Genomic DNA, 24,551 nt, shown 5'->3' with positions numbered 1-24,551 from the left:
GTTAAGGAGAGATTCCATGAATCAACTTTCTATTTGGGGGTCGCAGGCGGCGTTTTTAGAGCGGCTCCAGTCAAGAAAGCATGTATTAGATGACAACCGCAATTTAACGCTTGAACATTGTTCGGACGAAGAATTTTTAGAGTATTTTTTTGCGGTCGGTATTTTAAAAGATAATCGAACTTTTTCTCCTCATACGATAAAAGCATACCGCAGCGACGCGAAAACGTTTCTTTCGTTTCTTGATGCGCACTCTCTCACTTTTCGGGATATTGGTTTTCCTGAAGTTAAAACATACAACCGCTTTATAATTCAATCGTATAAACCGAAGAGTGCCGTTCGCAAACTGGAGTTTTTTCGCCGCTTTCTTGAATTCGGCTTTAATACACGCTTTTTTTCAGCTCGTCTGTCTGTCTGGATTCAAATTTATTCAATATATAATAAACTGGATCCAGGTGCTGATAAAAAAAGGCTTTCGTATGCCGCGCTATACAAAATTGTAAAAGAAGCTGTTTCACTTGCAGGCAGCGATTCCGCTGTCAGTCCCCACTGGTTCCGCCATACTTTTGTGACATCACTTCTTGAACAGGATGTTCCACTCGCGGTTGTAAAGGATTTGGCCGGACATGCTGATATCTCCATCACGAATTTATATTTAGAGAGAATTCAAGAAGACCGGATGCACGACCATTTAAAAAATGTTCGTTTTTAATGATGCTTGAGATTCGCTCTCTCGCGCATCGAAATTATAAAAGACACATCGTTACCCATCTCGATGCAAAATAAAATAACACCCAAATCGGGTGTTATTTTTGCAGATAAAGCATGATTCCCTGCGCGCAGACAGGCATATCCACTTTGATGATCTCATACACTGGATGCGATTCCGGAACTCCTTTGGAGGACAAATATTGTTTTATTTTTCCCGCGAGCTTTTCAGAAAGTTCATTAACCGATTGACATTCTTGTGCCGTTTCTATAAATAAATCAAGCCATTCCAATACCATCTGAATGGCCTGTTTCGGATTTTCAGTCATTCCGTAGTGTCCAAAATAAATCCGGTCAGGCTGATAAGCCATTATGGTTTCGATCGATTTTTTCATTTCGTCCGGATTAAATTGGTTCGGTGACGTCGTCGGTAAATAAAAGTCTTCTCCTTCATCCACGAGCTGTGCATAGCGGATGCCGGCTGTATCTCCGGTAAATACGCCGTTTGATTTTTTATCATAAATGGAAAAATGATGATTTGCATGTCCAGGTGTGTGGATAAACGTTAACGAGCGTCCCCCCAGATCCAGCGTACCACCGTCTTCCATTTCAATTATCCGTTCGGCCGGTACAGGCAATATCGGATCAAACAGCTCATCAAATCGCTCACCATAAACCGTTTTTGCGCTGGCAATTAACCGTGATGGATCGGCTAAATGACGAGCTCCTTTCGGATGAACGATAATTTTGGCATTCGGACATGATGTTAAAAATAATCCTGCACCGCCGGAATGATCGAGATGAATATGCGTGACAATGATATATTCAATTTCCTTCGGGCTGATATCAAGCTCCTTTAACCCTTCCAGCAAATAAGGAATAGATGGACTGGCACTTGTTTCGATAATTGCTTTTTTCGATTCGTGAAATATGTATGAACCTGTTCGTTTCGTAAAGCCGGAGTCGTGAAGATCAACCATTGCGATGTCAAAACCTAATGAAACCGTTCCCAATTCAATGCACCTCTTTTTTGAAAAATAGACGAACCGCCCGCAAGCAGTCCGTCTTAAGAAACTTATTTTGATTCTGAAATCGGCACTTCCGTTATCCAGCCAAACGGATCTTCCAATGCCCCTTTTTGAATACCTGTAATGGAGTCATAAATTTTCTTTGACAACTCGCCTGTTTTCCCGTTGTTCAACACCATCTTCTCTTCTCCCCAGAGAAACTCTCCGATTGGTGAAATAACGGCAGCTGTTCCGGTACCAAATGCTTCTTCGAGTTTGCCGTCACGGTAAGCCTGAGCAATCTCTTCCATGGACAGGCGTCGTTCTGATACAGGTACATTCCAGTGTTTTAATAATTGGATGACGGAATCACGCGTAACCCCATGCAGGATGCTGCCGTTAAGTGCAGGGGTCACCACTTCACCATCAATTTTAAAGAACACATTCATGCTGCCGACTTCTTCAATGTATTTCTTTTCAACACCGTCGAGCCAAAGAACTTGTGAATATTCTTTGCCGCTGGCCAGTTCTTGTGCTTTCAGGCTTGCAGCGTAGTTACCGCCTGTTTTCGCTTCCCCTGTACCGCCTTGTACCGCGCGGACATAGTCGTTTTCTACTAAAATCTTAACCGGTGCAATACCTTCTTTATAATAGAGACCCACCGGCGACATAATGATCATAAACTTGTAGTTTTTCGCTGGGGCTACGCCTAAAAATGGCTCTGTCGCAATAATAAATGGACGAATATAAAGGGATGTGCCTTCCGCTGTCGGAATCCATTCCTGATCCACCGCAATCAGCTTTTTTAATCCTTCGATCACAAAGTCCCCATCAATTTGCGGGATACAAAGACGCTCATTTGAACGGTTCAAACGCACCATATTTTTTTCAGGACGAAATAAAAAGACCCGTCCTTCTTTTGTCAAATAGGCTTTCATACCTTCAAACACCGTTTGTCCGTAATGGAACACCATAGCCGACGGTTCAAGTGTGAGAGGCTGATATGGGACAATACGTGCATCATGCCATCCTGTCCCTTCCGTATAATCCATCATAAACATATGATCGGTAAAAATACGGCCAAACCCGAGGTTCGATTGATCCGGTTTTTCTCGTCTCGTCTCAGCTAATTGTACGGTAATTTGTTCTGTCATCTTTCAGGACTCCTCATTTTAAAAAATTCGTCAGCATTTTGCTGATGTATGTACTCAATTCATTTTACAATTTTTTCGAATATTTTTACACCATTAAATCAATTTTTTTCACTATCACTTTCATTTCCTTTATAATAGAAGAAAATGAGCTGGGGTTGCCTTTATGAATATTAATGAATTGAAAACGATTTTCGAGAACCGGACACCGGATATTCTCGGCGGTGAAAATTTTGCAAAATTCTCCTTGCTTTTGCCGCTTGTTCAAAAAGATGAAGGTCTGCACGTATTATTTGAAGTCCGATCACTTAACATGCGCCGGCAGCCAGGAGAAATTTGTTTTCCCGGGGGAAAAATTGATCCAGAAGATAAAGGACCCGATCATGCGGCTGTCAGGGAAACACATGAAGAACTAGGCATTGCGGAAGAGGATATACGTGTGTTATTCCCGCTTGATTATATGCTGTCCCCGTTTGGTACGATTATATACAGCTATGCCGGCCTGATCGACTTGAAAGAAATCAAGCTAAACAAAGATGAAGTGCATGAAATTTTTACCGTGCCTCTCGATTATTTACTGAACACGGAACCTGCTCTTCACTACATCCAGCTGCGGCCGGAACCGGAAGAAGATTTTCCTTTTCATTTAATTGCCCGCGGAAAAGACTACAGCTGGCAGACAAAGTCAATGGAAGAATATTTTTATTTTTATGAAGACCGAATTATTTGGGGGTTGACAGCCCGGATATTGAAGCATTTTCTGGATATCGTTCGCTCGATTCGTGCCGATAGTGTTTGACGCTTCACATACTATGTTTACCTGTTCCCATTCAGTTTCCATTGAAAATATGTTAATCGCTTTAGGATTCGGCACATATAACCAATGAGTGAAAAAGAGCCTTCAAAGTCCTGATTAGCTTGACAAATAGTCAGAATATACGATAATAAAGAAGAATAGAGCTAATAATGATGGGACTAGTAAATGGCCCGTATCCGGAGTAGAGAAGGAGTTCACCGGCTGAAAGACTCCTGCGGAAAACACCATTGAACCTGCCCTGTACACACATTGCTTATGAAAACATAAGCCGTCACATCCGCGTTATGGATATTAAGTGGGCGCAATTCAGCGTCAAAAAAGGTGGTACCACGGAAAGCATACCCCGTCCTTTGTTGGATGGCGAGGTGTGCTTTTTTTATTGAAAAGGAATGATACAACATGAAAAAACAGCGCATTGTCGTCAAAATTGGCAGCAGCTCGTTAACGGACGACCATGGAAATATTGTAGAAGAAAAAATTGCTGATCATACCGCCGCAATTGCGGCGGTTAAAGAACAGGGACATGAAGTGATTGTAGTATCGTCAGGTGCTGTGGCAGCCGGTTTTAAGTCTCTCGGCTACGCATCCCGGCCGAAGCTCATGGCAGCCCGTCAGGCATCGGCTGCCGTGGGTCAGAGCTTATTAATTCAGCGGTATATCTCTCACTTATCGCCAAAAGGCCTGACCGCCGCTCAAATGCTGCTGACAAAAGGAGATTTTTATTCAAAGGGCCGGTTTCAAAATTTTTATACAGCAATGACGGAACTGTTAAACCGTGGTGCTGTGCCGATCATTAATGAAAATGATTCCATTTCGATTGAAGAATTGACGTACGGCGACAACGATATGCTATCCGCCCTTGTAAGCGGGTTTTTGCAGGCAGATGCGTTAGTCATTTTAACGGATATTAATGGTTTGTACGACAGCAATCCGAAAACGAATCCCGAGGCGAAGCGGTTTAATTTCGTACCGGCTGTAACAGAAGAACTGTTGTCAATGGCAGGGGGCAGCGGTTCAGCCGTCGGTACTGGCGGCATGAAATCAAAGCTGCTTGCTGCCGATAAAGCACAGTCGCTCGGTGTCTCGGTGTTTATCGGCAACGGTACAGGAGAGCGAAAATTGCTCGATATTATAGAGGGAAAAGGAGACGGAACCTATATTGGATCGCCGATGCAGCCGCATATGCAGCGGAAAAAGCAGTGGCTTGCCCATCACGCAAAGCCGGCCGGTTCCATTACAGTTGATTCCGGGGCGGAAAAAGCGGTGGTGAAAAGCGGGAAAAGTTTACTTCCGGCTGGTGTAAAAGCGGTAGATGGCTTGTTTGACGCACTCGATGTAGTGGATGTGTTAAATGAAGCTGGTGTTTTGCTCGGCCGCGGCCAAGTGTTTTATTCATCGGTCGATCTTGAAAAAATAAAAGGTCTTCCAAGTACAGAGACGAAAGCATATTCAATTAATGAACGTGCAGAAGTCATTCATCGTGACAACTGGGTCACGTTGAAAAACGAACAATAGGAGTGAAAAAAATGAGTGAATTATTACAAAAAGCATCATTATTAAAGCAAGCTTCCTATGAAATGGCAATGAAAACAACCGAAGAAAAAAATACAGCATTATCAATGATTGCAGATGCTTTAATGGAAAAAAAAGTATTCATTTTAGCTGAAAATGAAAAAGATATGGCTTGTGGACGTGAAGCGGGTTTCACAGACTCCCTTCTTGACCGTCTCCAATTAACGGAAGATCGCCTTGCCAAAATTGCCGGTGCCGTCCGCCAATTGACAGAGCTTGCCGATCCGGTTGGTGAAACAGTTGAATCATGGACAACAGAACATGGCCTTGAAATTGAAACGATTCGCGTTCCGCTTGGCGTTGTCGGTATGGTGTATGAAGCGCGGCCGAATGTAACAGTAGATGCCGCGACATTGTGTCTAAAAGCAGGCAACGCGGTTCTTTTAAGGGGAAGTACATCCGCTCTTCATTCAAACAAAGCCCTCGTTTCCGTTATGAAACAGGCGCTTGAATCATCACCTCTTCCAGCAGATGCACTTCAATTGTTAGAAGATACAAGCCGTGAAACAGCGGGCGAAATGTTTAAGTTAAATGAGTATCTTGATGTACTCATTCCTCGCGGCGGAGCGGGCTTGATTCAATCTGTTATTAATCAGGCAACTGTTCCGGTTCTGGAAACGGGTGTCGGAAACTGCCACGTGTATATTGATGAATCGGCGCAAAAGGATATGGCAATTGACATCGCCCTAAATGCCAAGACACACCGTCCATCTGTTTGCAATGCGGCAGAAAGTCTGCTTGTGCACAAAAACTGGCCTTATCAGGATGAATTGTTTAACACGTTGAAGCAGGCAAATGTGGAAGTGCGCGGGGATCAAACATTGGCCCAAAATTACGATTTTGTCAAACCGGCATCTGAAGAAGACTGGGGACAGGAATTTTTGGCGATGACGCTTTCTGCCAAAACAGTCGAGACGACGCAGGAAGCTGTTTTACACATAAATCAATATGGCACGAAACATTCAGAAGCAATCGTCACCGAAAACGAAGACAGTGCGGACTTATTTTTCCGCGGGATTGATGCCGCTGTTTTATACCGGAATGCTTCGACAAGATTTACAGACGGTGAGCAATTCGGCTACGGCGCCGAAATCGGCATCAGCACGCAAAAACTTCATGCACGCGGACCAATGGGTTTAAAAGCGATTACGACCGTAAAATCGCTCGTTCGCGGAAATGGTCAAATTCGAAAATAACAAAAAGTGCCAGGAATCACCCTGGCGCTTTTTACATGAATGCTTTATCAATATAGCTGCTTTCTTTTAAAACAAACCCGTTTGAGATCAATTCTTCCCAGATCATACGGTCAACAGCATACGGCGACCGCTGCTGAAGTAATTTCAACTGTTCTTTTCCCAAAGAAAATTCATACAAAAAGCCATCGATTATAAATGACCCTGAGACATTTTTTTCTTTCTTTTCCCAGTTAAACAGCAGCAGAGGATCACTTCCCCAATCAACAAGCTGTTTTTCCATACAGTTAATAACATGGAAAAAGAAACTTTCCTGATCCATTACTTTTGCTAAATAGCCTCGCAGCATTCCTGAGGTGTTCATTCTCTCCCCCCCTAAGATCCCACCCCCTTGTGCCTTCTTTTAAACGAAAAAGCACATCTTTTCAAGATGTGCTTTTTTATTATTTCAATTCTTTAATCACGAGCTGTTCTCCATTTTCTACAAAGACGAACGTCACGCTGTCGCCTGCTGTTAATTGTTCAAAGCGCGGCATAATATCCCCTTCTGGATCAACTTGATAAGAAGCCGGTACGCCGTCCACCTCAATTTCGACGGTATGAGGATCAACAAGGCCATTAAATGTACCGGTTGCTTCCTGACCATCCGCTTCAATTACATTGTCGACGCTTTCCTGAACATTTGATGATCCTTCTTCCACTGCAGCACCAAGATCAGCAGCTTCCTCTTCGACAGTATCCACCGTATCACTTGCCTTTTTCTGAATATCTTCGGACGCGTTTTCAGTCGCTTTCGATGTATCTTCGGCTGCTTGATCCGTTTCTGCAGGTGTAACTGCTTCGTCTGTTGTATTTTCTTCTGGAGCCGGGTTTTCTGAATCCGCTGAACAGCCGGCCAGGATGCCGCCGGCAAGAAGCGCCGCGCCCATAAAACCTGTTACTTTATTCATTATGTAATTCCCCCTCATGTGTTGATACATCAAATCATACTGGTTTTTTCCATTATTGAAAAGCAATATGATTAAAAACAGCGCAAATGAACTGTTTTCCCTCCTATCCAGTGAATAACACACAGTTTTTAGGGCAATACGTCATAAACAATTGGATGAGTTATTTTTTCATAAATTCCCTTTTTTCAGTATCATTTGTTGTATAGATCAGAATATAAATATGCATTTCCAATTGAATAAAAGTCATGCAGATTTTCAATAACAAAATAAGGAATTTTATGAATACGTTCCCCCGCAAGTGTATTTTCACCAAGATACATAACATTTGCTACCGCCCTTTTTGAATGATTCCTTTTCCGGCTGCGAATAGTAATAGCAAACAAAAGAGGTGGTGAAAAAAATGTCCAGCAATCGAGGTAATCGAAATCCACTTGTCGTCCCTGGTGCAGAACGGGTTCTGGAGCAATTCAAATATGAAATTGCAAACGAATTCGGCGTCACTTTAGGGCCGGACACGACTGCACGCACCAACGGTTCAACCGGCGGAGAAATCACAAAACGTTTAATACGAATGGCACAACAGGATCTGCGGGGTCGTTAAGCTAAATTGTTGACATCCATCCCTCAAACGGATGGATTTTTCTTGACCATTCACTAAAAAGTGGACAGCACCTCCTCTTTTCTACGCATCAAGCAGCATTCTTTCGGTCAGTTGCTCAAACCACTCTTTATCTTCCATGAAAATGGACAAATCGATTAACCCGTCCCAGTCCTCTTTTTCAAGTGTCAAATCCATCTGTGAAACGCTGTTTAAAGGACATGTTTTCCTTGCGGGGGTCATCCACACCGGCTGACCTTTTACATAATTGGCTACCTTCGTAATAAATATCAGGTCCCTTGAAATTGACACATTCTCAACATATCCAATGACCAGTATTTGATCGGATACGGCGTAAACCCAATCACCAATGTTGTACATTACACTGCCTCCTCGTTTTCACATATATCCATTGATATAATTCGTCTCTCCGCTTCCCTTTTACGAAAGAAATGAAATAGCCTATAAATCGTTTATTTCCAAGAAAACGTTATTCTATAACCACTTTTTTCATCTCAAACTGACCAGCTTCTTTAAGTGGCTTTTTCCTTGAAAATCGATTGACATGCACTGTTAAAATTTGTTTGCTTCACATTCTTTTTCATTTGCATGAAAAACAGGTATAATAGGAGGTTGAAAGAAAAAGAGGTGTTGTACGAATGAAAAGAATGATTACGCCCGCGTTCGATCCATGGGAAACCTATATGGATATTGATGAAACTGGGTCCATGCGTCTCTCAAATATTGAATTGACAACCACCACATTATGCAATATGCGCTGTGAGCATTGTGCGGTTGGGTATACATTGCAAACGAAAGATCCGATTGCATTGCCTTTATCTTTACTCTTATCAAAACTCGATGAAATTCCCGAACTCCGGTCATTAAGTATTACAGGCGGAGAGCCGATGCTGTCTAAAAAATCCGTGCAAAACTATGTATTACCGCTTCTTCGCTACGCGCACGAACGCGGTGTGTACACGCAAATGAATTCGAATTTGACGATTGATGCAGAGCGGTATGAACACATTGTTCCCTATCTGGATGTTCTTCATATATCGCATAACTGGGGAACAGTTGATGAGTTTGTGGAAGCGGGATTCGCCAACATGGAGCGAAAACCATCATATAAACAACGTGAACAGCTATTTACACGTATGATTGAAAACAGCCGAATTCTCGCAGATGCAGGAGTGATGGTTTCAGCGGAAACGATGCTTAATAAACGGACGCTGCCGTATCTTGAAAAAATTCACCGGCAAATTGTGACAGAGATGAAGTGTACACGTCATGAAGTTCACCCCATGTATCCGAGTGACTTTGCAAGTGCATTAGAGTCGCTGTCACTGGATGACATGCGCACAGCCATCCATCATTTGCTCGATGTAAGAGATCCGAACGTGTGGATGCTGTTCGGGACGCTTCCGTTCTTTGCCTGCAGCGAAGATGAACGTGACCGTGGCCTTGTGTATCGTTTACAAAAAGAACCGCTTGTCACAGTGCGGAATGATCCTGATGGCCGGTCACGTTTAAATGTAAATATTTTCTCGGGAGATATTATCGTAACAGACTTTGCCGATGCTCCTTCGCTTGGCAATATTCAAACAAATTCATTTCAGGAGGCGTATGAAACGTGGACAGCATCCCAGCTGGCAAAGGAAACAGGATGCCACTGCCCGTCTGTCCGTTGTCTCGGACCTAATATATTAGTAAAACATGCGTATTATCAAAATGATGACTTTACAAAACGGTCAGCGATTTTGGGGAGAAAGGAAGTTCAGCTATGAACAAACAAAAAGCCATTTTTGCGGGCGGATGCTTTTGGTGTATGGTGAAGCCATTTGATCAGTGGGACGGAATTGAATCGGTCGTCTCCGGCTATACAGGCGGCCATGTCGAAAACCCGACATATGAGCAAGTAAAAAGCGGTGGAACCGGACATATGGAAGCAGTCGAAATCACGTATGATTCCGATCTATTCTCCTATGAGCAGCTGTTAGAAATTTTTTGGCAGCAAATTGATCCAACCGATGACGAAGGGCAATTTCAAGACCGGGGGGATTCGTACCGTGCTGCTATTTTTTATGCAAATGATCAGCAAAAAAAAGCAGCGGAACAGTCTAAGCAGCAGCTGGCTGCGAGCGGCAAGTTTATGAAACCCATCGTCACACCGATTTTGCCCGCTTTCCCGTTTTATCCGGCTGAGACATATCATCAGGATTTTTATAAAAACTATAAAGCGGAATACGAACAAGACCGCAAACAATCCGGACGGGACGAATTTATTCAAGCGCACTGGAAAGAGGAGAAATGAAACCAGTAACGAAATCCAATATTGTTGCAGACTGGATTAAAGAACAAATCAGAGCTGGGAAATGGGCACCTGGCGCGAAAATTCCGAGCCAGCGTGTGCTGGCAGATGAATTTTCTGTCAACAGAAGCACTGTTATTGCAGCGCTGGAACAGCTGAAAACGGACGGTATCGTTGAAGCTGTAATGGGAAAAGGCACGATTGTTGCCAATGATACGTGGTCTCTTCTCGCTTCACTGCCCCGTCAAAAAGAAACACATCCTTTACAATCAACTGAATCCGGCATCATCGACTTAAGCAAAGGGGAACTGGCGGAAGATGTGTTTCCAGACGGCTATTTAAACGATGTACTTGGTCGATTGTCCGGGAAAATACAATCGCTTGGGTATGAAGAACGCGGGGGCTACGAGCCGTTACGTGAAGCAGTCGCCGGTTATATGACAAGGCAAGGTACGCCTGTTTCGCCTTCTTCCATTTTAATTGTTTCCGGTGCGATGCAGGGACTGCAGCTTATTGCATCCGGGCTGCTCGAGCGCGGTTCGTCCATTTATTTAGAAGAACCGTCTTACCTTTATTCCATTCATACCTTTCAATCGCTTGGCATGTCACTTGCGGGAGTTGAGATGGATGAAGAGGGGCTTATCACATCCGATTTGCAGGCAAAATGGAAGACAGAGCAGCCTGGTGCGCTATATACCATTCCATGCTTTCATAATCCGACTGGCGTGATGATGAGCGAATCACGCCGAAAAGAGATCCTGTCATTTTGTGCAGCACATCGTCTTCCCATCATAGAAGATGATATTTACCGTGAACTCTGGCTGGACTCTGCGCCGCCGCCTTCATTAAAATCAATGGACACGCACGGAAATGTTCTTTATATTGGCAGTTTGTCCAAAACGCTCAGTCCGGGATTGCGGATTGGCTGGATTGCCGGTGCTGAACCGGTTATTGAGCGGCTGTCTGATTTGAAAATGCAAGCCGATTATGGAACAAGTTCGCTGTCACAGCGTGTGGCCGCAGAATGGTTGGGTGAAGGATTATATGAACACCATCTCGAATATGTGCGTAAAGCACTTTTGAAGCGCCGAACAAGTGCCCAATCTTCACTTGAACGTCATTTATCCGATATTGCGGAATGGCGCATTCCGAACGGTGGTTTTTTCATCTGGCTGCGTTTTAAAATGGATATTTCAATTAAAGATTTATACGCGGAAGCTGTAAATGAAGGCATTTTATTTCATCCAGGCAGTATTTATACAGGAGGGGCTTCGCGCTCGATCCGTCTTTCATACGGATACGCAGGTGCTGCCCAATTTGAAGAAGGCATTAAGCGTATGAAAAAGTGGATTATTGCGCTGGCCAAATAAAAACAGGAGGGAATTACATGAATATTACCGATCATAAATTCGAAAAAATCGAAGACCCGTTTGGCATTTTAGAAGGAGAGCGTTACGAATTTCACCTTTACGCTTCCGTGGATGAAGAAGATGAACTGTATTCCCCTGAAGGATTTTACATTCGCGTACTTTATGCAGTTACAGAAAATGAACAAAAGATTGCCGGTTTATTTTTGCATAATCGTGCAAATGACAGCGTTCTTGATTTTGAACTTGAAGAGGATGAAATCGAACTCGTACGCACTTATTGCGCCGGCCATTTAAACGCATAAACATGTTAAACCCCGTCTACTTATTTATAAGTTGGCGGGGTTTTCAGAAATCTTCTTCGTTTAAAATCACCTTCATAATCAGCCCTTTCAATTAGTTTGCTGTTTGAATGTATTGCTGAATTTGATCTTCTGTTAAGGTATGCATAAATCGATAAAACGGAACACAGTCCATTCCATAATTTTCGCACATCCGCATGTAATATTCATAAGCTTTTTTATACATCTCCATTGTTTCTCCCCTCTGTTATACAACAATATAATTTTAATTGTTACTAATATATAACACATGTGATTGGTTGTCAAATAAAAAAAGCAGAATTTTTCTGCTTTTATACGATCATTATCTCATCTTCATCTGTTGGGTCCACTGCCGCAGGAATAACGACTGTCGTCTTAAGATACCATTTATGCTTTTCATCTGTTTTTTCTGCATTTTGGGGTATCATAATAGTGAATGGAACCTGATCTTGTTCACCTGATTTAATATTTCTCTTTACATCGATTGTCACTTCTTCAATATGTTTGTCATGCCAAGAAAAATCACTATCTTCATGTACTTCTTCATATTGTAAATAAAGAAGCACAATAATTTTATCAATGATTTCATCCGCCAAGCCGCCCTGAATCCTCACTTCCCCTTTTATTGTGTCCCTGGGTTCTGCATGTTTATCATGTATAACCGTATCTACCTTTACACTGTCTAATCCAATGCTCGAAAAAAATTCTTTCCACACGATGATATACCTCCTTTTTTTATTCTATTAATTCTATTCCCTCTTTTTTCTTTTTTTATTTCTGTTTTTAAAAGAATATATTTTGAAATTTGCACATAGTGTATTAATAATTTTAAACCCATTTAAATGGGTTTAAAATTCTTTTTTCCATAATGGATAAAACCATTTTACCCCTTTTTTATTAGCAGGGAGTATTTTCATATCTGCGGCTAAATGGGAGGTATAGCTGATGATCAGTGTTGCAAACAGCCCCGGGATGGGGTAGGTATTTACGATTTCCGAGGCAACAAAACCAAATAACACAATGCCAATGATCGAATGCGTCCATGTGCGATGTGAAACAAGTGATGAAAAAATAATAAAAAGAGCCATATATATAATCCAGAGCTCGTCAATCCTCCGGCCTGCATATAAAACAACTGCCCCTGTTAAAAAAAGCATCGTACGCTGCTTAATGAACAGCCTTGGCAGAAGCAATAGGCCGATGCTGATGAAAAAGCCGCTCATCTGCTTAATACCGAATAGCATGAAATAACTGTACAATGCCAGCATCAGCCCGGCAGCGGTAAAAAATAAAATCAGCCATTTTTTTTCAACTGTAATTTTGTTTGCCAGTTTTCCGTTCACATCAAGATCCGGAACCAGAGCCGAAATTGCACCAATTCCTGACAATACAGCCGTTTCAAGTGGAGATGCATTAATCCAAATCGATACACCGAGACCTGCGGCAGCTCCGATGGCCGCATGCGTAGATCCTTTCATTGAAAGACTCCCTTTCTTTTTGCAAATAAATAACCGCCCTGTGAAAAGGCGGTTCTGCAATGTCATGTTTGATCCATAACACGTAATATCCAGTCTTGAACGGGCTCAATATGTTCAGCTGAAATTTCCATTTCACACAATACTGCGCCTTTACCGATAATTTTCAATACAGGTACAATTGCCGGCTTTTTCGGGTTGTATGAGTAGACAACGGTGTCAATATGAACAATGGGAATACGGGTATTTGTAATCATACCAGTACTTTTTAAATAGCCTTCTTCCACTTTGACTATATTTTTCTTCCAGCAGTATGATGTAGCGGTTACGACCGCTTCTGCCTGCTCATCTGAGATGATCACCATTCTATATAACCCCTTTCTTCATAACTACTATAACGTAACAGCTTCTCATGTCTTTGTAAATAGTCATTTTTGGGTTATCTTTAAAATAAAAAAGAACACTTAAAAGTTAACATAATATTATTACGGTATTCTTTTGATAAAAAAAAAACCGGACGATTGTCCGTTTTAAATCACTTTCGCTTTAATATAGACAGCCGGGTTTTGTGCTTTCACGGATTTTACAAGCCGGTCCGTATTGCGCAGCATAAAGAAATAAGATACATTTGAACGAGTGAATACTGCAACACGCTCTTTTTTAATATATGGCCGAATAATATATTTTTCAAAGAAAGATGGATCTTTAGGGAATTCATCCATTTCAAATACTTCTACAATTTCGTTCATTGGTATAGCGGTTTCTTTGTCTCCTGATTTAATGACAAGAAGCCCTTCTTCCACTTTATGTCCGGCTAAATACCGGTTTGCCAAAAACACACCTGCAACAACAATCAGCGCGACTGCTGCAATATATATCATTTTCATCCTCCTGATCGTTCTGTTTCATTTTCTTTTGTTTCACTTATTGTACTCGTTTTTTGTAAAAAAACACCCTTTTTCAAAGGGGATTTGTAGCATTTTTGTGACAAATTCCCCCGAGTGTATTGACAGCGTTTACAAGTTGAGCTTTAAAAATGAAACAACGAAAAACAGGTGAAGCTATCGCTCCACCTGTTATGGTTTCAATCAGAATTAGTGTTTTTCTACGTTAGCAGCTTGTGGGCCACGTGGTCCTTCAACCACTTCGAATGTCACGCTTTGGCCTTCTTCAAGTGATTTGTAGCCTTCACCTTGAATAGCTGAGAAATGTACGAATACATCGTCTTGTCCTTCAACTTCGATGAAACCGAAGCCTTTTTCTGCGTTAAACCATTTTACTTTACCTTCTAACATGTTATGTCCTCCTCGCGCTTTATGCGCACAATCATTCTTGCTGTTTGCTGCAATTTCAATCCGAAAACACTTGACGTAGTTCTCTTTTGAAATGAACGAACAACTGTCTTTACTATATCATCTTTTTTTTTTCGGTGCAACCGGAACTTTCAAATTTTCTCAATTCCCAGTGATTTTGCCACATGTAATAGATGAGGCGGAATATCCCATTTTACGACACCGTTTGGATAGATCCACATGCGGATAATATCCAGCTTATCCAATCCCCCTGATAGCTTTGACACAATCCATTTTATCCGGTCAAGACCAGGGCAAGCCATAATAAAAAGGCTCGGTGTGTCCGCATCTTCCTGTACACGCATCAGCTTTTCCACTTGATCGGCCGCATTCGCACGGAGTTGTGTATTGTCATACACCATGCCCTCCTTTTGCCGTTTGCTTCTAGAGCCTTTGCATTTTAAATAAGCCGTCCATTCCATTTTTCCAGCCTGAACATCGTGGCCGCCAATTGAAGACTCCACACGAGCCGTCCAGCCGTTTTTCTTTAAATATCGGACGGCTTCTTCTATGATCTCTTCCTGCGTTAAAACAAATTCATCCGGCACTTTTAACCGCTCCAAACTAATCGGCACATTTCCTCCTCCATTTCGCTCATTTTCATTAAACATTCCACTTTAATCGTCAAAAATCCTGTTTAACGGATGACTTTTCGTACGAGATCCACGCGGCTGCCGTATGGCGGAAATAATAGATTGGACTGCAGTAAACCACTTTTCCGCATAATACTTTTCTTATGAGAGAAGACATCGAAACTTGCTTTTCCGTGATAGGCATTTATACCGGACGTGCCGACACCGCCAAATGGCAAATGAAGATTGGATACATGAACGAGTGTATCATTTACACTGGCGCCTCCAAACGGAATGGATGTAATGACTTTTTCTTCAATGGCTTTTTCTTTTGTAAAAACATAGAGCGCAAGAGGTTTCGGTAATTTTTTTACCCGATTGATCGCTTGATCGAGTTCTGAATAGGTTAATACCGGCAGAATCGGACCAAAAATTTCATCTTCCATTAATGAATCCTCCCAGTCTGTTTCGACAATGGTCGGGGCAATATATACATCTTCCCGGTCCGTTTCTCCGCCTTGAATAATTTGTCCATGTGTTTTTTTCAAAATAGAGCTTAAGCGGTCAAACTGCTTTTTATTCACAACCCGGCCATAGTCCGGACTTCTTTGCGGTTCGGCCCCATAAAAATCAAAAACAGCCAGATTCAATTCTTTTAAAAAAACGTCTTTCACATTTTGATGGACAAGAACATAATCAGGTGCAACACACGTCTGTCCGGCATTCGAAAACTTTCCCCAGGCAATTCGCTTCGCTACCATTTTTATATCAGCCGAATAGTCAACAAATGCCGGGCTTTTTCCGCCAAGTTCCAGAGTCACCGGAATTAGCTGTTTTGCTGCAGCTTCCATCACAACTTTGGCAGTGGGGACACTTCCTGTGAAAAATAGGTAATCAAAGGGAGCTTCAAGAAGCGCTGTTACCGTTTCTTTGCCGCCCTCCTGTACGCCGACAAAAGATGAATCAAACGTTTCTTCCAACAGACTTTTTAACACAGCGGATGTATGGGGCGTACTTTCAGAAGGTTTTACAATGGATGTGTTACCAGCAGCAATGGCCCCAATCAGCGGCTCGATCACTAGCTGGAATGGATAATTAAAGGGTCCAATGATCAGTGTAACTCCGTAAGGTTCTGATAATATCATGCTTTCAGCGGGCATTTGATGTATTGGTGTTTTCACTTTTTCAGCGGCGGCCCATTTTGGCAGGTTCTGGATCATAAAGCGGATGCTCTCATATAAAAAACCCACTTCGGTCGTATAGGCCTCAAATTCATTTTTACGCAAATCGAGAAAAAGAGAGCTTATAATGTCTTCTTCACGGGACTTAATAGCCGCTTTCAGCTCTTTTAGGCGGTCGATTCGCCAGCTGACGCTTCGTGTAATTCCGGTATCAAAAAACTCTTTTTGAGCATGGATCATTTCTAATACGTCCAATATCATCATCTCCATAGCGTATTTACTTCATTTTAGCAGTCGGCTATTTCACCGTCAAAATACACCCTTCTCTCTATATAATAAATAAGGTATGATGACAGACAGAGGTGAGTATTTTGAAACTATTAATCTGGACGGCTGGAGCCTTTCTGCAGGCGTCAGCCATGTCCTTATTTTTATTTCCTCATGCGATTTCATCGGGCGGGGCGGCAGGCATCAGTATTATGATGCACCATCTTTTCCACACGCCATATGCTGCAACAATTTGGGGTGTAAATGCTATTATGATTGTTCTGGCAGTAAAATGGCTTGGCGTCAAAACAGCAGCTGGCACGATGTATTGCGTGTCCATTGCCGCACTTGTTATTGATATTTTATCTCCGTATTTTGTTTCACCGATCGGCACCATCTGGACCGACTTACCCGCCGGAGCACTGTTGTTTGGGCTCGGACTCGGCGTTTTATTTAAAAGCGGCGCTTCTTCCGGCGGCATGGATATTCTCGCGCTGATCCTGTCAAAATGGCGCGGATGGCCGCCTGGCCGCACCTTGTTTTATATAAATACGACCATTTTAATTGCAGCAGGTATCGTCGTCGATCTACGAACAATTTTGTACGCAGTTATTTGTCAGTGGATGGCTTCACGTGTCATTGATTTTCTTCAGTCACTGTCCCATCGTACCACATCCGCACGCCAATCATAAAAATCCGCTTCCTGATTCGGAAGCGGATTTTTATGATCATTTTGTCATCGCTGTTTTAAGCGTCTCAATATTTTGTTCCATAATCGATAAATAGTCAGCACCATTTTTAACATCTTCATCAGTTAATGTTGCCAGATTATGCAGACGGAGCGATTCAGCACCAATTTCATTTTGAATGATTTCCGCTACTTTCGGGGTAATGTTTTGCTCAAAAATAACGTATTGAATGCCCTGTTCAGCGGCTGTATCCGCAATTTCTTTTAATTCCTTCTGTGACGGCTCATCTGTCGGTGACAGTCCCGCTACACTGATTTGCTCGATCCCATATGATTTTTCCCAATAGCCGTACGCTGCATGTGAGACTAATATTTCTTTTTGATCAGCATTGTCAGCCATTGCATGAAACTGTTCATCAAGCTTTTCAAGATCTTCTTTCAGCGTCTCGAAGTTTTCATTATACGTTGTTTCCTCATCCGGATTCAGTGCTGTAAGCTCCTCTTTAATAACAGCCGCCATTTGAACAGCCAGCATTGGATCTATCCAAATGTGTGGGTCTATTCCGCCATGATCGTGCCCATCACCGGATGCTTCTTCTTCGTGTCCATGTTCACCATCTGCATCCGTTTTTCCTTCGTGGGCATGTTCATCTCCTATTACGGTTTCTTCATGTGAATGACCTTCATGATCAGCTTCCTCCACATTTACACGTTCACCGACGTTGATAATCACCGCATTTTCTCCTGCTAATGTCTCCTCGGTTTTTTCTGCAAACGGTTCAAGATTTAAACCATTATATAAAAACAAATCGGCTTCCGCCAGGTCCAGCATTGTTTTCGATGTCGGTTCAAATGTATGCGCATCAGCGCCCGGCGGCATAATACTTTCTACAGTAACCGTGTCACTGCCAATCCGCTCGGTAAAATATTCAAGCGGATAAATCGTTGTATAAACAGTCAGCTTTCCTTTTCCATTCTCTTCCGGTACCGGTGTCGCCATCTCCTCTTTATTTCCACATGCCGCCAGTGCCATCGACAGACCGGCTGCAATAACTGCCCATTTTTTCACATTAATACCCTCCAAACATGAATATATAGTCTATCATATAGTAATCATTCCGATTTGTAAATTGTAATAGTTACGATTTAGAAGATCTCTCCCTTAAAGTGATTTGTTTCGTGCAATTCTTCAATTAATTGGGCTGTCCAGCATATGAAGTTATACCACTTTCTATTTCATTTATCAAGTAAACATACTTTTTTCTGGTTATTCATCATGGCAGGGGCTTTTAATATGTTGGGAGGCTTTAGACGTATAATGAGGCAAAGGGCCTCTCATAAATCCGCATGAAAGAAGAAACACGCTGGGGTGTTGACTTCCAGGCGGCGTTTCTTCATTTTATTGAGGATTACTTCGTTAAAATGATCGGCTCTCCTCTCGTTACGACCACTGTATGCTCAATTTGGGCTACCCGGCTTCCATCCGGTGTTTTGAACGTCCAACCGTCTCCTGCCTCTTTAATCATGTCCGCTTTTTCCGACACAAACGGTTCAAACGCAAGGACCATGCCTTCTTTTAAAAGAGCGTTATCCCAAGGATCGAAATAATTTAAAATATGATCCGGTGCTTCATGAAGAGATTTGCCGACACCGTGCCCTGTTAAATTTTTGATGACGGTAAATCCATTCCGGCGCGCCTCATTGGCCACTGCTTTCCCAATTTGATTTTGCTTCGCGCCGGCTTTCATTTTCAACAGCCCTCGTTCAAATGCCTGCTCTGCCGCTTCACATAATTTCGTTAAAATGGGTTCTCCTTCTCCGACGACAAACGAAATGCCTGTATCAGCAAAGTAGCCGTCATAGGAACCGGAGACATCTATATTCACAAGATCTCCTTCTTGAATAACGCGGCTTCCGGGAATTCCATGTGCCACTTCGTCATTTACACTGATACAGGTAAAGCCCGGGAAATCATATTCACCTTTTGGTCCCGAGATTGCCCCATGCTGCTCAAACAAACGGCCGCCAAATTCATCTATTTCTTTCGTCGTCACACCCGGCTTCGTGAAGGCGCGCATTTCATCGCGAATAACGGCAACAATTTTGCCGATTTTTTTCAATGCCTGTAATTCTTCATCTGTTTTTACGATCATTTCGTCCATTCCTTCTCAATTAATTTTCCATCCTCATTATAGCAGAAGGAGGAGGTTATGAAAAAAAATATCTTTTTCATGTTTGACGGGCCTTTTCAGTGATAAACTAACAATATACGCGAATGACTCTGTTCATATTCGAAAGGGTGAAATATATGATAAAGTGTGTCATCTTTGATTTTGATGGAACGCTTTCTGATTCCATCAAAGTATTTATACAGGCATACAATAATTTTGCAGAAGCAGAAGGCTACAATAAAGTAGCACTGGATGAACTGGATGATTTGAAAAAAATGAGCATTCCTGAACGGTGCCGCCATTTAAACTTCCCGATGCGCAGTATTCCGTTTGCCGCGCCTAAATTATACCGCTATGTACGTGAGACCAGAGAAACCCTCCCTCTTTTTTCCGGCATAAAGCAAATGCTTGATGAACTGAACAGCCGCGGCATTCATATTGCTATTATTTCTTCCAATGCAAGCGACATCATTAAAAACTGCCTGGAATCAAATGGAATCAATTATATTCATGACGTTCTTTCATCCAAATACATTTTCAGCAAAGATAAATTAATCAAAAAATTATTAAAGCAATACAGTTATACATCAGAAGATGCCTTCTACGTTGGGGATGAACAGAGGGATATCGATGCCAGTAAAAAGTCCGGACTGCGGGCTGTATGGGTAGCATGGGGATATGACGATGAATCATTGATCAGCGGATCTGACTTTAAGGCTGCTGCACCGGATGACATTGTTGATTATGCCGCAAAAGGATAAAAAAAAGTGCGGCTGCAGCCGCACTTTTTTAATGCATAGAACTGGCGACGTTTTGCCGTTTCCGTCCCCGTGACCAGTTAATGCAGATAATTAATGTTACGCCAATGATAATCGAACCAAAAATATACGGAAGGCCCATGTTGACATCAAACAATGTACCCGCGAGAGCCGGACCGACCATATTGCCAACGCTCATGTACGCATTATTCATTCCAGCGGCAAACCCTTGCTCACTGCCTGCCATTTTAGATACAGTCGTGTTAATGGCCGGACGAAGAAGCGATGCGGCTGTAAAGAACACACCGGAAATAATTAAGACGGAAACAAAACCCGCGGCCCATAAAATACTGAGCATAGAAAGGGCGGCGACGACAAGCATTGTATTCATGACTCGCACCTCGCCAAACCGTTCGAGTACACGATCCAGTACAAAAGCCTGCACGATGACACCAGCGAGACCGCCAACAACCATTAAAATCGAAATATCAGAGGGGCTGAAATCAAATTTCATATCTGTATATAAACTGATTGTCGATTGGTAATTAGCCAAACCGAACGAAAGTGTAAACATCATAATAAGCAAGATAAAATACGGCTTCGTGACGGAGCTCGCCATCTGTTTAAACAATGAATCACGGTGAGCCGGTGCCTTCTGTACAGCCGGGGCTTTATCCGGTTCTTTTAAACAAAAAATGGACATAATGACAGCTAAAGCCGCCACTACACCGGCAATGATAAAAGGAGCGCGCAAACCAAAAGCCGCCAAAAAGCCGCCGACACCTGGTCCAACCACGAAACCAAATGACATGGCTGCACCGAGCCGTCCCATTCCTTTCGCGCGTGTTTCAACGGTCGTAATATCTGCCACAAACGCCATCATGGACGGAATCATAAACGCTCCGCCAATACCGCCTATTAAACGAGATACGTACAGCAATGAAAGATGCTCCGAAAAAGTAAATAGGAATTGCGAAAGGGAAAATAACAAGAGTCCGAAGACAATGGCATTTTTGCGTCCAAATCGATCAGACAAGTCACCAGCAAGAGGAGAGAATAAAAATTGGGCAAAAGCGAATGTCGCAATTAAAAAGCCAAATGTTTTTCCATCCGCTTGGAATTCATGAATAATCGTCGGCATAATCGGAATCACGAGTCCGATTCCCATCATGACGATAAACATATTCATCATTAAAATAAAGAGTGGAAACTGCTGTATATTTTTTCTGGTCATCGTTTAGCCTGCTTTCTTTTATAAATGAATGGTTTCCGGCATTTTTTTTAAAGCTTGTTCAAGTTCTTCCGCCAGTTTTACTGTCATTTTGCCTTTTTTCAAATTAAACAGCATGCCTTCCAAAATGGCATGACGCGGCTTTACCTCAAGGAGTTCCTGTTCAAGAATGATAACGGAATCCATCAAAATTCCTGTTTCTTTTTCTGTCTGCACCGCTTCTTTCAACTTTTTTAAAATATGGAGTGGATGGACGGCTTCTTCTTGTTTACATTCTTTCCCCTGCAATAAATACGATTCAAAAAACGGCATTGGCTTATCATTTAATACCTTCCCAGCCATCGCATCCAGCTGGCTGACTAAATAACGGGCCAGTTCATCAAAATCACACGGGGATTCCTTTTCGATGATTTCCTGCAAATACGAAATCATCATTCCTTTTAGTGAAGCGGTCAAATCAGCGGCATATGGTTTTACATCCGGTCCATACATGTCGATGATCCGCTTTTCTGTCCGCTGCATCAGCTGAAGATTTTCCCGGCGGACAAATTGATTCAGTGTTGGATCTTCAAGACCGCGTATTTCTTTTACCTGCATGAGAAAAAACTCTTGAAAGGCACAATAATGACGCGTTCTGATTGCCACCTCACGTACAAACGCTTCATGAACCGTATCAGATTCCTGCCGCGAAGCCGCAATTTGATCATGTAAGATTTGATAGTAATACACAAAAATATCTGAAAGTAATTCTTCCTTTGATTTAAAGTGTGTGTATAAACTGCCTTTTGACAAACCGCATACATCCGCAATTTGCTGCATCGAGGTTTGATGAAAGCTTTTTTTCGAAAAAAGCTTCATCGCCGCAAGTAAAATTTTTCGTTTTTTTTCGTTCAAAACCATCCACCAACCAATTAGTTTTTAATTTGACTGCTTAGTCAATATTAGCATAATTTATTTCTATACGCACGAAGTATATTTCGATATACGAAATATAGTCAAAAAAAAGATGACGGGCTGCTGCCCGATCATCTTTTATCACTGTTTTTTCTGTAAGAGGCCACGTTTTTCTGTCAGTAATTCTTCTTCTTTCGTTAAAGAAGGAGATGCTTCCTCGACTTTTTTCTCGAGCGTGAAAATGGTGTTAAATAGTTTAATAAATAAGACAATAGAAAAAACGATAATAACAAAAGCAATTTTCGTTTTAATAAAAATGAAAAGCAGGAGGATTATTTCTCATTGTTCAAACGATTTGCCTCGTTAAGTTTGCGGTTTCGTTTTTGCTCCAGTTTAAATAAGCGGACAAACAACGTGATAAAAAAAACGGGGATAGAATAAATAAACAGGTGAATAAAAAAAGCAATGACCTGCATAAAGTCCACCTCATTTTTCAGCTGTTTACAGGCAGTGTAATCGTCGCTTTTGTGCCTTGCCCTTCTTCACTTGTAAACGACAGATCCCCATTATGATGGTCAATAATTTTCATACTGACCATTAGCCCGAGCCCTGTGCCATTTTCTTTATTAGAAAAAAATGGTTCCCCCAGGTGTGGAATGGCTTCAGGAGAAATACCGATTCCTTGGTCGATAATATCGATCGAAACAGCGCCTGGATATTTAGCAGCTGAGACTTTTATAAAGCCTCCTTCGTCCATTGCTTCCATGCCATTTTTAATTAAATTAATTAAGACTTGTTTAATTTGCTTTGTCTCCAAATTCAAAAAAGGTAATTGTTCCTGAAGATCAACCTTGATGTCAATATTTTTCAATAATGCTTCCGCGCTCATAAATGTAACCACTTCATCAATAAGTGCCTTTAGCTCAATCCGCTCCATTTTGTGTGAGTGATGCGGCTTGGCGAGCATCAAAAATTCATTCATAATAAATTCGACCCGCGCCAGTTCCGATAAAATAATCTCGCTGAATGGATTTACAGATTCCTGCTGCCACAGCTGTACAAATCCCTTGATGGCCGTCATCGGATTACGAATTTCATGAGCAATACCAGCCGCGAGCTGGCCAATCGCCCCAAGTGTATCCGCATTTTGAATCAGCTGTTCTTTTTCCTTCAGTTCAGTAATATCTTCTGAGACACTTAACACGCGTACCGGCTCATTGTTCTCGTTGTAAATCACCGTCTTGTTAGAGCGAATCCAGCGAATCGAACAGTCCGGACGAACAATCCGGTATTCGAACGTGCCGCTCCTCCCATTTGTTTCTTTCAAAAACAAGTGCTCATCTATCGGATGAACCATTTTAACAATCAACGCTGGGTTTTCATAAATGGCGTCCCGTTTTGATCCCCATATTCGCTCAAACGCTTCACTTACGTATAAAATTTGCCGATCCGGGACGGTGTAAATACAGAATATTTCGCGAATATTTTCTGTAATCTCCTGAAGACGCTGTTCTGTGTCCATCAGCTTTGCCATCGTTTCATATCGATCATGTACATCTTTCAAGAAGACGGCCATCCCTGTTACTTGCGGCGATATCGTCATTTCACAGCACCGTCTATGCGTTTTGGAAAATACTTCGAATGTTACATTTTCTCTCGTCTCCGCCGCTTCACGAAGACGGTGTTCAATTAATGTACCGGTCCATTCCGGAAACACGTTCCACACATTTTGATCAATTAATTCGCCATGTTCTCTTCCCAAAAGCAATTCCAGTTGCCTGTTTACATATGTTAACTGCCACTCATCATCGACAAACAAAAAACCTTCCGCGAAATGTCCAAAAAATGATTCAAATTGTCCGTCCGTTATATGAATAAATCGGCTTGTCAATGATTCTTCCCGCAGCTGGTGTTTCATTTTTAATAGTTTATCCACCGATGACGTAATCTCCTTTCTAATTATAAAAA

29 protein-coding genes are annotated in these 24,551 nt (G+C 42.1%); 11 read left to right on the top strand and 18 right to left on the bottom strand.

Annotated elements, in window-relative coordinates; translation table 11 throughout:
• The first annotated feature begins 16 nt into the window (after positions 1–16).
• Entirely contained in the window at positions 17–709 is a 693-nt protein-coding gene (locus BTO30_RS14100) for a tyrosine-type recombinase/integrase (protein WP_075399351.1), read from the top strand.
• Positions 710–803: 94 nt separating this feature from the next.
• Here the strand turns inward: BTO30_RS14100 and BTO30_RS14095 are convergent, their stop codons facing one another.
• On the bottom strand, positions 804–1,685 hold the full coding sequence (locus tag BTO30_RS14095; RefSeq protein ID WP_075399376.1) for an MBL fold metallo-hydrolase: 882 nt from the start codon (positions 1,683–1,685) through the stop codon (positions 804–806).
• A gap of 95 nt (positions 1,686–1,780) precedes the next feature.
• On the bottom strand, positions 1,781–2,866 hold the full coding sequence (locus BTO30_RS14090) for a branched-chain amino acid aminotransferase (RefSeq protein WP_075399350.1): 1,086 nt from the start codon (positions 2,864–2,866) through the stop codon (positions 1,781–1,783).
• A 163-nt stretch (positions 2,867–3,029) separates the two neighbouring features.
• On the opposite strand from BTO30_RS14090, the gene BTO30_RS14085 reads away from it, so the two are divergent.
• From BTO30_RS14085 to BTO30_RS14075, 3 genes are all read left to right on the top strand, one after another.
• On the top strand, positions 3,030–3,662 hold the full coding sequence (locus tag BTO30_RS14085; protein ID WP_075399349.1) for an NUDIX hydrolase: 633 nt from the start codon (positions 3,030–3,032) through the stop codon (positions 3,660–3,662).
• Between the two features lie 417 nt (positions 3,663–4,079).
• Positions 4,080–5,195 (top strand): glutamate 5-kinase, encoded by a 1,116-nt coding sequence (gene proB / locus BTO30_RS14080; RefSeq protein WP_075399348.1) that lies wholly within the window; start codon positions 4,080–4,082, stop codon positions 5,193–5,195.
• Positions 5,196–5,206: 11 nt separating this feature from the next.
• Positions 5,207–6,448 carry a glutamate-5-semialdehyde dehydrogenase gene (locus BTO30_RS14075; RefSeq protein WP_075399347.1) on the top strand — a complete coding sequence of 414 codons (1,242 nt, stop codon included), beginning with the start codon at positions 5,207–5,209 and terminating at the stop codon, positions 6,446–6,448.
• Positions 6,449–6,479: 31 nt separating this feature from the next.
• On the opposite strand, the gene BTO30_RS14070 is transcribed toward BTO30_RS14075, so the two are convergent.
• Positions 6,480–6,809 carry a hypothetical protein gene (locus BTO30_RS14070; RefSeq protein ID WP_075399346.1) on the bottom strand — a complete coding sequence of 110 codons (330 nt, stop codon included), beginning with the start codon at positions 6,807–6,809 and terminating at the stop codon, positions 6,480–6,482.
• A 79-nt stretch (positions 6,810–6,888) separates the two neighbouring features.
• Positions 6,889–7,395 carry a nucleotide exchange factor GrpE gene (locus BTO30_RS14065; protein WP_075399345.1) on the bottom strand — a complete coding sequence of 169 codons (507 nt, stop codon included), beginning with the start codon at positions 7,393–7,395 and terminating at the stop codon, positions 6,889–6,891.
• A 400-nt stretch (positions 7,396–7,795) separates the two neighbouring features.
• Between BTO30_RS14065 and BTO30_RS14060 the strand changes: the two genes are divergently transcribed.
• On the top strand, positions 7,796–7,996 hold the full coding sequence (locus BTO30_RS14060; RefSeq protein WP_075399344.1) for an alpha/beta-type small acid-soluble spore protein: 201 nt from the start codon (positions 7,796–7,798) through the stop codon (positions 7,994–7,996).
• An 81-nt stretch (positions 7,997–8,077) separates the two neighbouring features.
• Here the strand turns inward: BTO30_RS14060 and BTO30_RS14055 are convergent, their stop codons facing one another.
• Positions 8,078–8,374, bottom strand: coding sequence for a hypothetical protein (locus tag BTO30_RS14055; protein WP_075399343.1), 297 nt, complete (start codon positions 8,372–8,374; stop codon positions 8,078–8,080).
• Positions 8,375–8,652: 278 nt separating this feature from the next.
• On the opposite strand from BTO30_RS14055, the gene yfkAB reads away from it, so the two are divergent.
• Genes yfkAB through BTO30_RS14035 form a run of 4 tightly spaced genes read left to right on the top strand, consistent with a single transcriptional unit; the run spans position 8,653 to position 11,976 of the window.
• Complete coding sequence (yfkAB, locus tag BTO30_RS14050; protein ID WP_075399342.1) at positions 8,653–9,780, top strand: radical SAM/CxCxxxxC motif protein YfkAB; 1,128 nt, start codon at positions 8,653–8,655, stop codon at positions 9,778–9,780.
• A complete protein-coding gene (msrA, locus tag BTO30_RS14045) occupies positions 9,777–10,307 on the top strand; it encodes a peptide-methionine (S)-S-oxide reductase MsrA (protein WP_075399341.1) in 531 nt (176 codons plus the stop codon). The genes yfkAB and msrA overlap by 4 nt, the downstream gene beginning before the upstream one ends.
• Positions 10,304–11,674, top strand: coding sequence for an aminotransferase-like domain-containing protein (locus BTO30_RS14040; RefSeq protein ID WP_075399340.1), 1,371 nt, complete (start codon positions 10,304–10,306; stop codon positions 11,672–11,674). The genes msrA and BTO30_RS14040 overlap by 4 nt, the downstream gene beginning before the upstream one ends.
• Positions 11,675–11,691: 17 nt before the next feature.
• Positions 11,692–11,976, top strand: a complete 285-nt coding sequence (locus tag BTO30_RS14035) for a DUF6509 family protein (RefSeq protein WP_075399339.1) — start codon at positions 11,692–11,694, stop codon at positions 11,974–11,976.
• 91 nt (positions 11,977–12,067) lie between these two features.
• On the opposite strand, the gene BTO30_RS17420 is transcribed toward BTO30_RS14035, so the two are convergent.
• The 8 genes from BTO30_RS17420 to BTO30_RS14000 all read right to left on the bottom strand — a co-directional run bounded on the left by BTO30_RS17420 (position 12,068) and on the right by BTO30_RS14000 (position 16,844).
• Complete coding sequence (locus BTO30_RS17420) at positions 12,068–12,205, bottom strand: hypothetical protein (RefSeq protein ID WP_169829358.1); 138 nt, start codon at positions 12,203–12,205, stop codon at positions 12,068–12,070.
• Between the two features lie 100 nt (positions 12,206–12,305).
• On the bottom strand, positions 12,306–12,710 hold the full coding sequence (locus BTO30_RS14030) for a sporulation protein (RefSeq protein ID WP_075399338.1): 405 nt from the start codon (positions 12,708–12,710) through the stop codon (positions 12,306–12,308).
• A 132-nt stretch (positions 12,711–12,842) separates the two neighbouring features.
• Positions 12,843–13,472: a metal-dependent hydrolase gene (locus BTO30_RS14025; RefSeq protein ID WP_075399337.1), complete on the bottom strand. Its 630-nt coding sequence runs from the start codon at positions 13,470–13,472 to the stop codon at positions 12,843–12,845.
• Between the two features lie 62 nt (positions 13,473–13,534).
• On the bottom strand, positions 13,535–13,834 hold the full coding sequence (locus tag BTO30_RS14020; RefSeq protein WP_075399336.1) for a hypothetical protein: 300 nt from the start codon (positions 13,832–13,834) through the stop codon (positions 13,535–13,537).
• 165 nt (positions 13,835–13,999) lie between these two features.
• Positions 14,000–14,350, bottom strand: coding sequence for a hypothetical protein (locus BTO30_RS14015; protein ID WP_075399335.1), 351 nt, complete (start codon positions 14,348–14,350; stop codon positions 14,000–14,002).
• 213 nt (positions 14,351–14,563) lie between these two features.
• A complete protein-coding gene (gene cspD / locus BTO30_RS14010; protein WP_045851116.1) occupies positions 14,564–14,764 on the bottom strand; it encodes a cold-shock protein CspD in 201 nt (66 codons plus the stop codon).
• A gap of 149 nt (positions 14,765–14,913) precedes the next feature.
• On the bottom strand, positions 14,914–15,396 hold the full coding sequence (locus BTO30_RS14005) for a hypothetical protein (protein WP_075399334.1): 483 nt from the start codon (positions 15,394–15,396) through the stop codon (positions 14,914–14,916).
• 62 nt (positions 15,397–15,458) lie between these two features.
• Entirely contained in the window at positions 15,459–16,844 is a 1,386-nt protein-coding gene (locus BTO30_RS14000; RefSeq protein WP_075399333.1) for an aldehyde dehydrogenase, read from the bottom strand.
• Positions 16,845–16,936: 92 nt separating this feature from the next.
• Between BTO30_RS14000 and BTO30_RS13995 the strand changes: the two genes are divergently transcribed.
• Complete coding sequence (locus BTO30_RS13995; RefSeq protein WP_075399332.1) at positions 16,937–17,533, top strand: YitT family protein; 597 nt, start codon at positions 16,937–16,939, stop codon at positions 17,531–17,533.
• A 36-nt stretch (positions 17,534–17,569) separates the two neighbouring features.
• Here BTO30_RS13995 and BTO30_RS13990 read toward each other — a convergent pair whose 3' ends face one another.
• Together BTO30_RS13990 and map are read right to left on the bottom strand one after the other, a co-directional pair.
• A complete protein-coding gene (locus BTO30_RS13990) occupies positions 17,570–18,598 on the bottom strand; it encodes a metal ABC transporter solute-binding protein, Zn/Mn family (RefSeq protein ID WP_143331978.1) in 1,029 nt (342 codons plus the stop codon).
• Between the two features lie 340 nt (positions 18,599–18,938).
• Positions 18,939–19,682: a type I methionyl aminopeptidase gene (gene map, locus BTO30_RS13985; protein WP_075399331.1), complete on the bottom strand. Its 744-nt coding sequence runs from the start codon at positions 19,680–19,682 to the stop codon at positions 18,939–18,941.
• Between the two features lie 155 nt (positions 19,683–19,837).
• Here map and BTO30_RS13980 point away from each other — a divergent pair, with 155 nt between their 5' ends.
• Positions 19,838–20,461 carry an HAD hydrolase-like protein gene (locus BTO30_RS13980; protein ID WP_158023608.1) on the top strand — a complete coding sequence of 208 codons (624 nt, stop codon included), beginning with the start codon at positions 19,838–19,840 and terminating at the stop codon, positions 20,459–20,461.
• A 28-nt stretch (positions 20,462–20,489) separates the two neighbouring features.
• Here the strand turns inward: BTO30_RS13980 and BTO30_RS13975 are convergent, their stop codons facing one another.
• The 3 genes from BTO30_RS13975 to BTO30_RS13965 form a co-directional block, all read right to left on the bottom strand.
• Complete coding sequence (locus BTO30_RS13975) at positions 20,490–21,692, bottom strand: MFS transporter (RefSeq protein WP_075399330.1); 1,203 nt, start codon at positions 21,690–21,692, stop codon at positions 20,490–20,492.
• Between the two features lie 18 nt (positions 21,693–21,710).
• Positions 21,711–22,583, bottom strand: a complete 873-nt coding sequence (locus BTO30_RS13970) for a TetR/AcrR family transcriptional regulator (protein ID WP_075399329.1) — start codon at positions 22,581–22,583, stop codon at positions 21,711–21,713.
• A gap of 493 nt (positions 22,584–23,076) precedes the next feature.
• The gene (locus BTO30_RS13965) at positions 23,077–24,519 is read right to left on the bottom strand and encodes an ATP-binding protein (protein WP_075399328.1); all 1,443 of its coding nucleotides are present in this window, start codon (positions 24,517–24,519) and stop codon (positions 23,077–23,079) included.
• Positions 24,520–24,551: the final 32 nt, after the last annotated feature.

The sequence above is a fragment of the Domibacillus antri genome, assembly GCF_001936625.1.
GTDB lineage: Bacteria > Bacillota > Bacilli > Bacillales > Domibacillaceae > Domibacillus > Domibacillus antri.
Note: the sequence above shows the minus strand (reverse complement) of the source record. Positions and strands in the feature narration are given on the sequence as shown.

What these genes read in the sequence shown, in the direction of transcription:
- BTO30_RS14100 (WP_075399351.1), top strand. Translation starts at nt 17, where the DNA reads ATGAATCAACTTTCTATTTGGGGGTCGCAGGCGGCGTTTTTAGAGCGG.
- BTO30_RS14095 (WP_075399376.1), bottom strand. Translation starts at nt 1,685, where the DNA reads ATGGTTGATCTTCACGACTCCGGCTTTACGAAACGAACAGGTTCATAC.
- BTO30_RS14090 (WP_075399350.1), bottom strand. Translation starts at nt 2,866, where the DNA reads ATGACAGAACAAATTACCGTACAATTAGCTGAGACGAGACGAGAAAAA.
- BTO30_RS14085 (WP_075399349.1), top strand. Translation starts at nt 3,030, where the DNA reads ATGAATATTAATGAATTGAAAACGATTTTCGAGAACCGGACACCGGAT.
- proB (WP_075399348.1), top strand. Translation starts at nt 4,080, where the DNA reads ATGAAAAAACAGCGCATTGTCGTCAAAATTGGCAGCAGCTCGTTAACG.
- BTO30_RS14075 (WP_075399347.1), top strand. Translation starts at nt 5,207, where the DNA reads ATGAGTGAATTATTACAAAAAGCATCATTATTAAAGCAAGCTTCCTAT.
- BTO30_RS14070 (WP_075399346.1), bottom strand. Translation starts at nt 6,809, where the DNA reads ATGAACACCTCAGGAATGCTGCGAGGCTATTTAGCAAAAGTAATGGAT.
- BTO30_RS14065 (WP_075399345.1), bottom strand. Translation starts at nt 7,395, where the DNA reads ATGAATAAAGTAACAGGTTTTATGGGCGCGGCGCTTCTTGCCGGCGGC.
- BTO30_RS14060 (WP_075399344.1), top strand. Translation starts at nt 7,796, where the DNA reads ATGTCCAGCAATCGAGGTAATCGAAATCCACTTGTCGTCCCTGGTGCA.
- BTO30_RS14055 (WP_075399343.1), bottom strand. Translation starts at nt 8,374, where the DNA reads ATGTACAACATTGGTGATTGGGTTTACGCCGTATCCGATCAAATACTG.
- yfkAB (WP_075399342.1), top strand. Translation starts at nt 8,653, where the DNA reads ATGAAAAGAATGATTACGCCCGCGTTCGATCCATGGGAAACCTATATG.
- msrA (WP_075399341.1), top strand. Translation starts at nt 9,777, where the DNA reads ATGAACAAACAAAAAGCCATTTTTGCGGGCGGATGCTTTTGGTGTATG.
- BTO30_RS14040 (WP_075399340.1), top strand. Translation starts at nt 10,304, where the DNA reads ATGAAACCAGTAACGAAATCCAATATTGTTGCAGACTGGATTAAAGAA.
- BTO30_RS14035 (WP_075399339.1), top strand. Translation starts at nt 11,692, where the DNA reads ATGAATATTACCGATCATAAATTCGAAAAAATCGAAGACCCGTTTGGC.
- BTO30_RS17420 (WP_169829358.1), bottom strand. Translation starts at nt 12,205, where the DNA reads ATGGAGATGTATAAAAAAGCTTATGAATATTACATGCGGATGTGCGAA.
- BTO30_RS14025 (WP_075399337.1), bottom strand. Translation starts at nt 13,472, where the DNA reads ATGAAAGGATCTACGCATGCGGCCATCGGAGCTGCCGCAGGTCTCGGT.
- BTO30_RS14020 (WP_075399336.1), bottom strand. Translation starts at nt 13,834, where the DNA reads ATGGTGATCATCTCAGATGAGCAGGCAGAAGCGGTCGTAACCGCTACA.
- BTO30_RS14015 (WP_075399335.1), bottom strand. Translation starts at nt 14,350, where the DNA reads ATGATATATATTGCAGCAGTCGCGCTGATTGTTGTTGCAGGTGTGTTT.
- cspD (WP_045851116.1), bottom strand. Translation starts at nt 14,764, where the DNA reads ATGTTAGAAGGTAAAGTAAAATGGTTTAACGCAGAAAAAGGCTTCGGT.
- BTO30_RS14000 (WP_075399333.1), bottom strand. Translation starts at nt 16,844, where the DNA reads ATGGAGATGATGATATTGGACGTATTAGAAATGATCCATGCTCAAAAA.
- map (WP_075399331.1), bottom strand. Translation starts at nt 19,682, where the DNA reads ATGATCGTAAAAACAGATGAAGAATTACAGGCATTGAAAAAAATCGGC.
- BTO30_RS13980 (WP_158023608.1), top strand. Translation starts at nt 19,838, where the DNA reads ATGATAAAGTGTGTCATCTTTGATTTTGATGGAACGCTTTCTGATTCC.
- BTO30_RS13975 (WP_075399330.1), bottom strand. Translation starts at nt 21,692, where the DNA reads ATGACCAGAAAAAATATACAGCAGTTTCCACTCTTTATTTTAATGATG.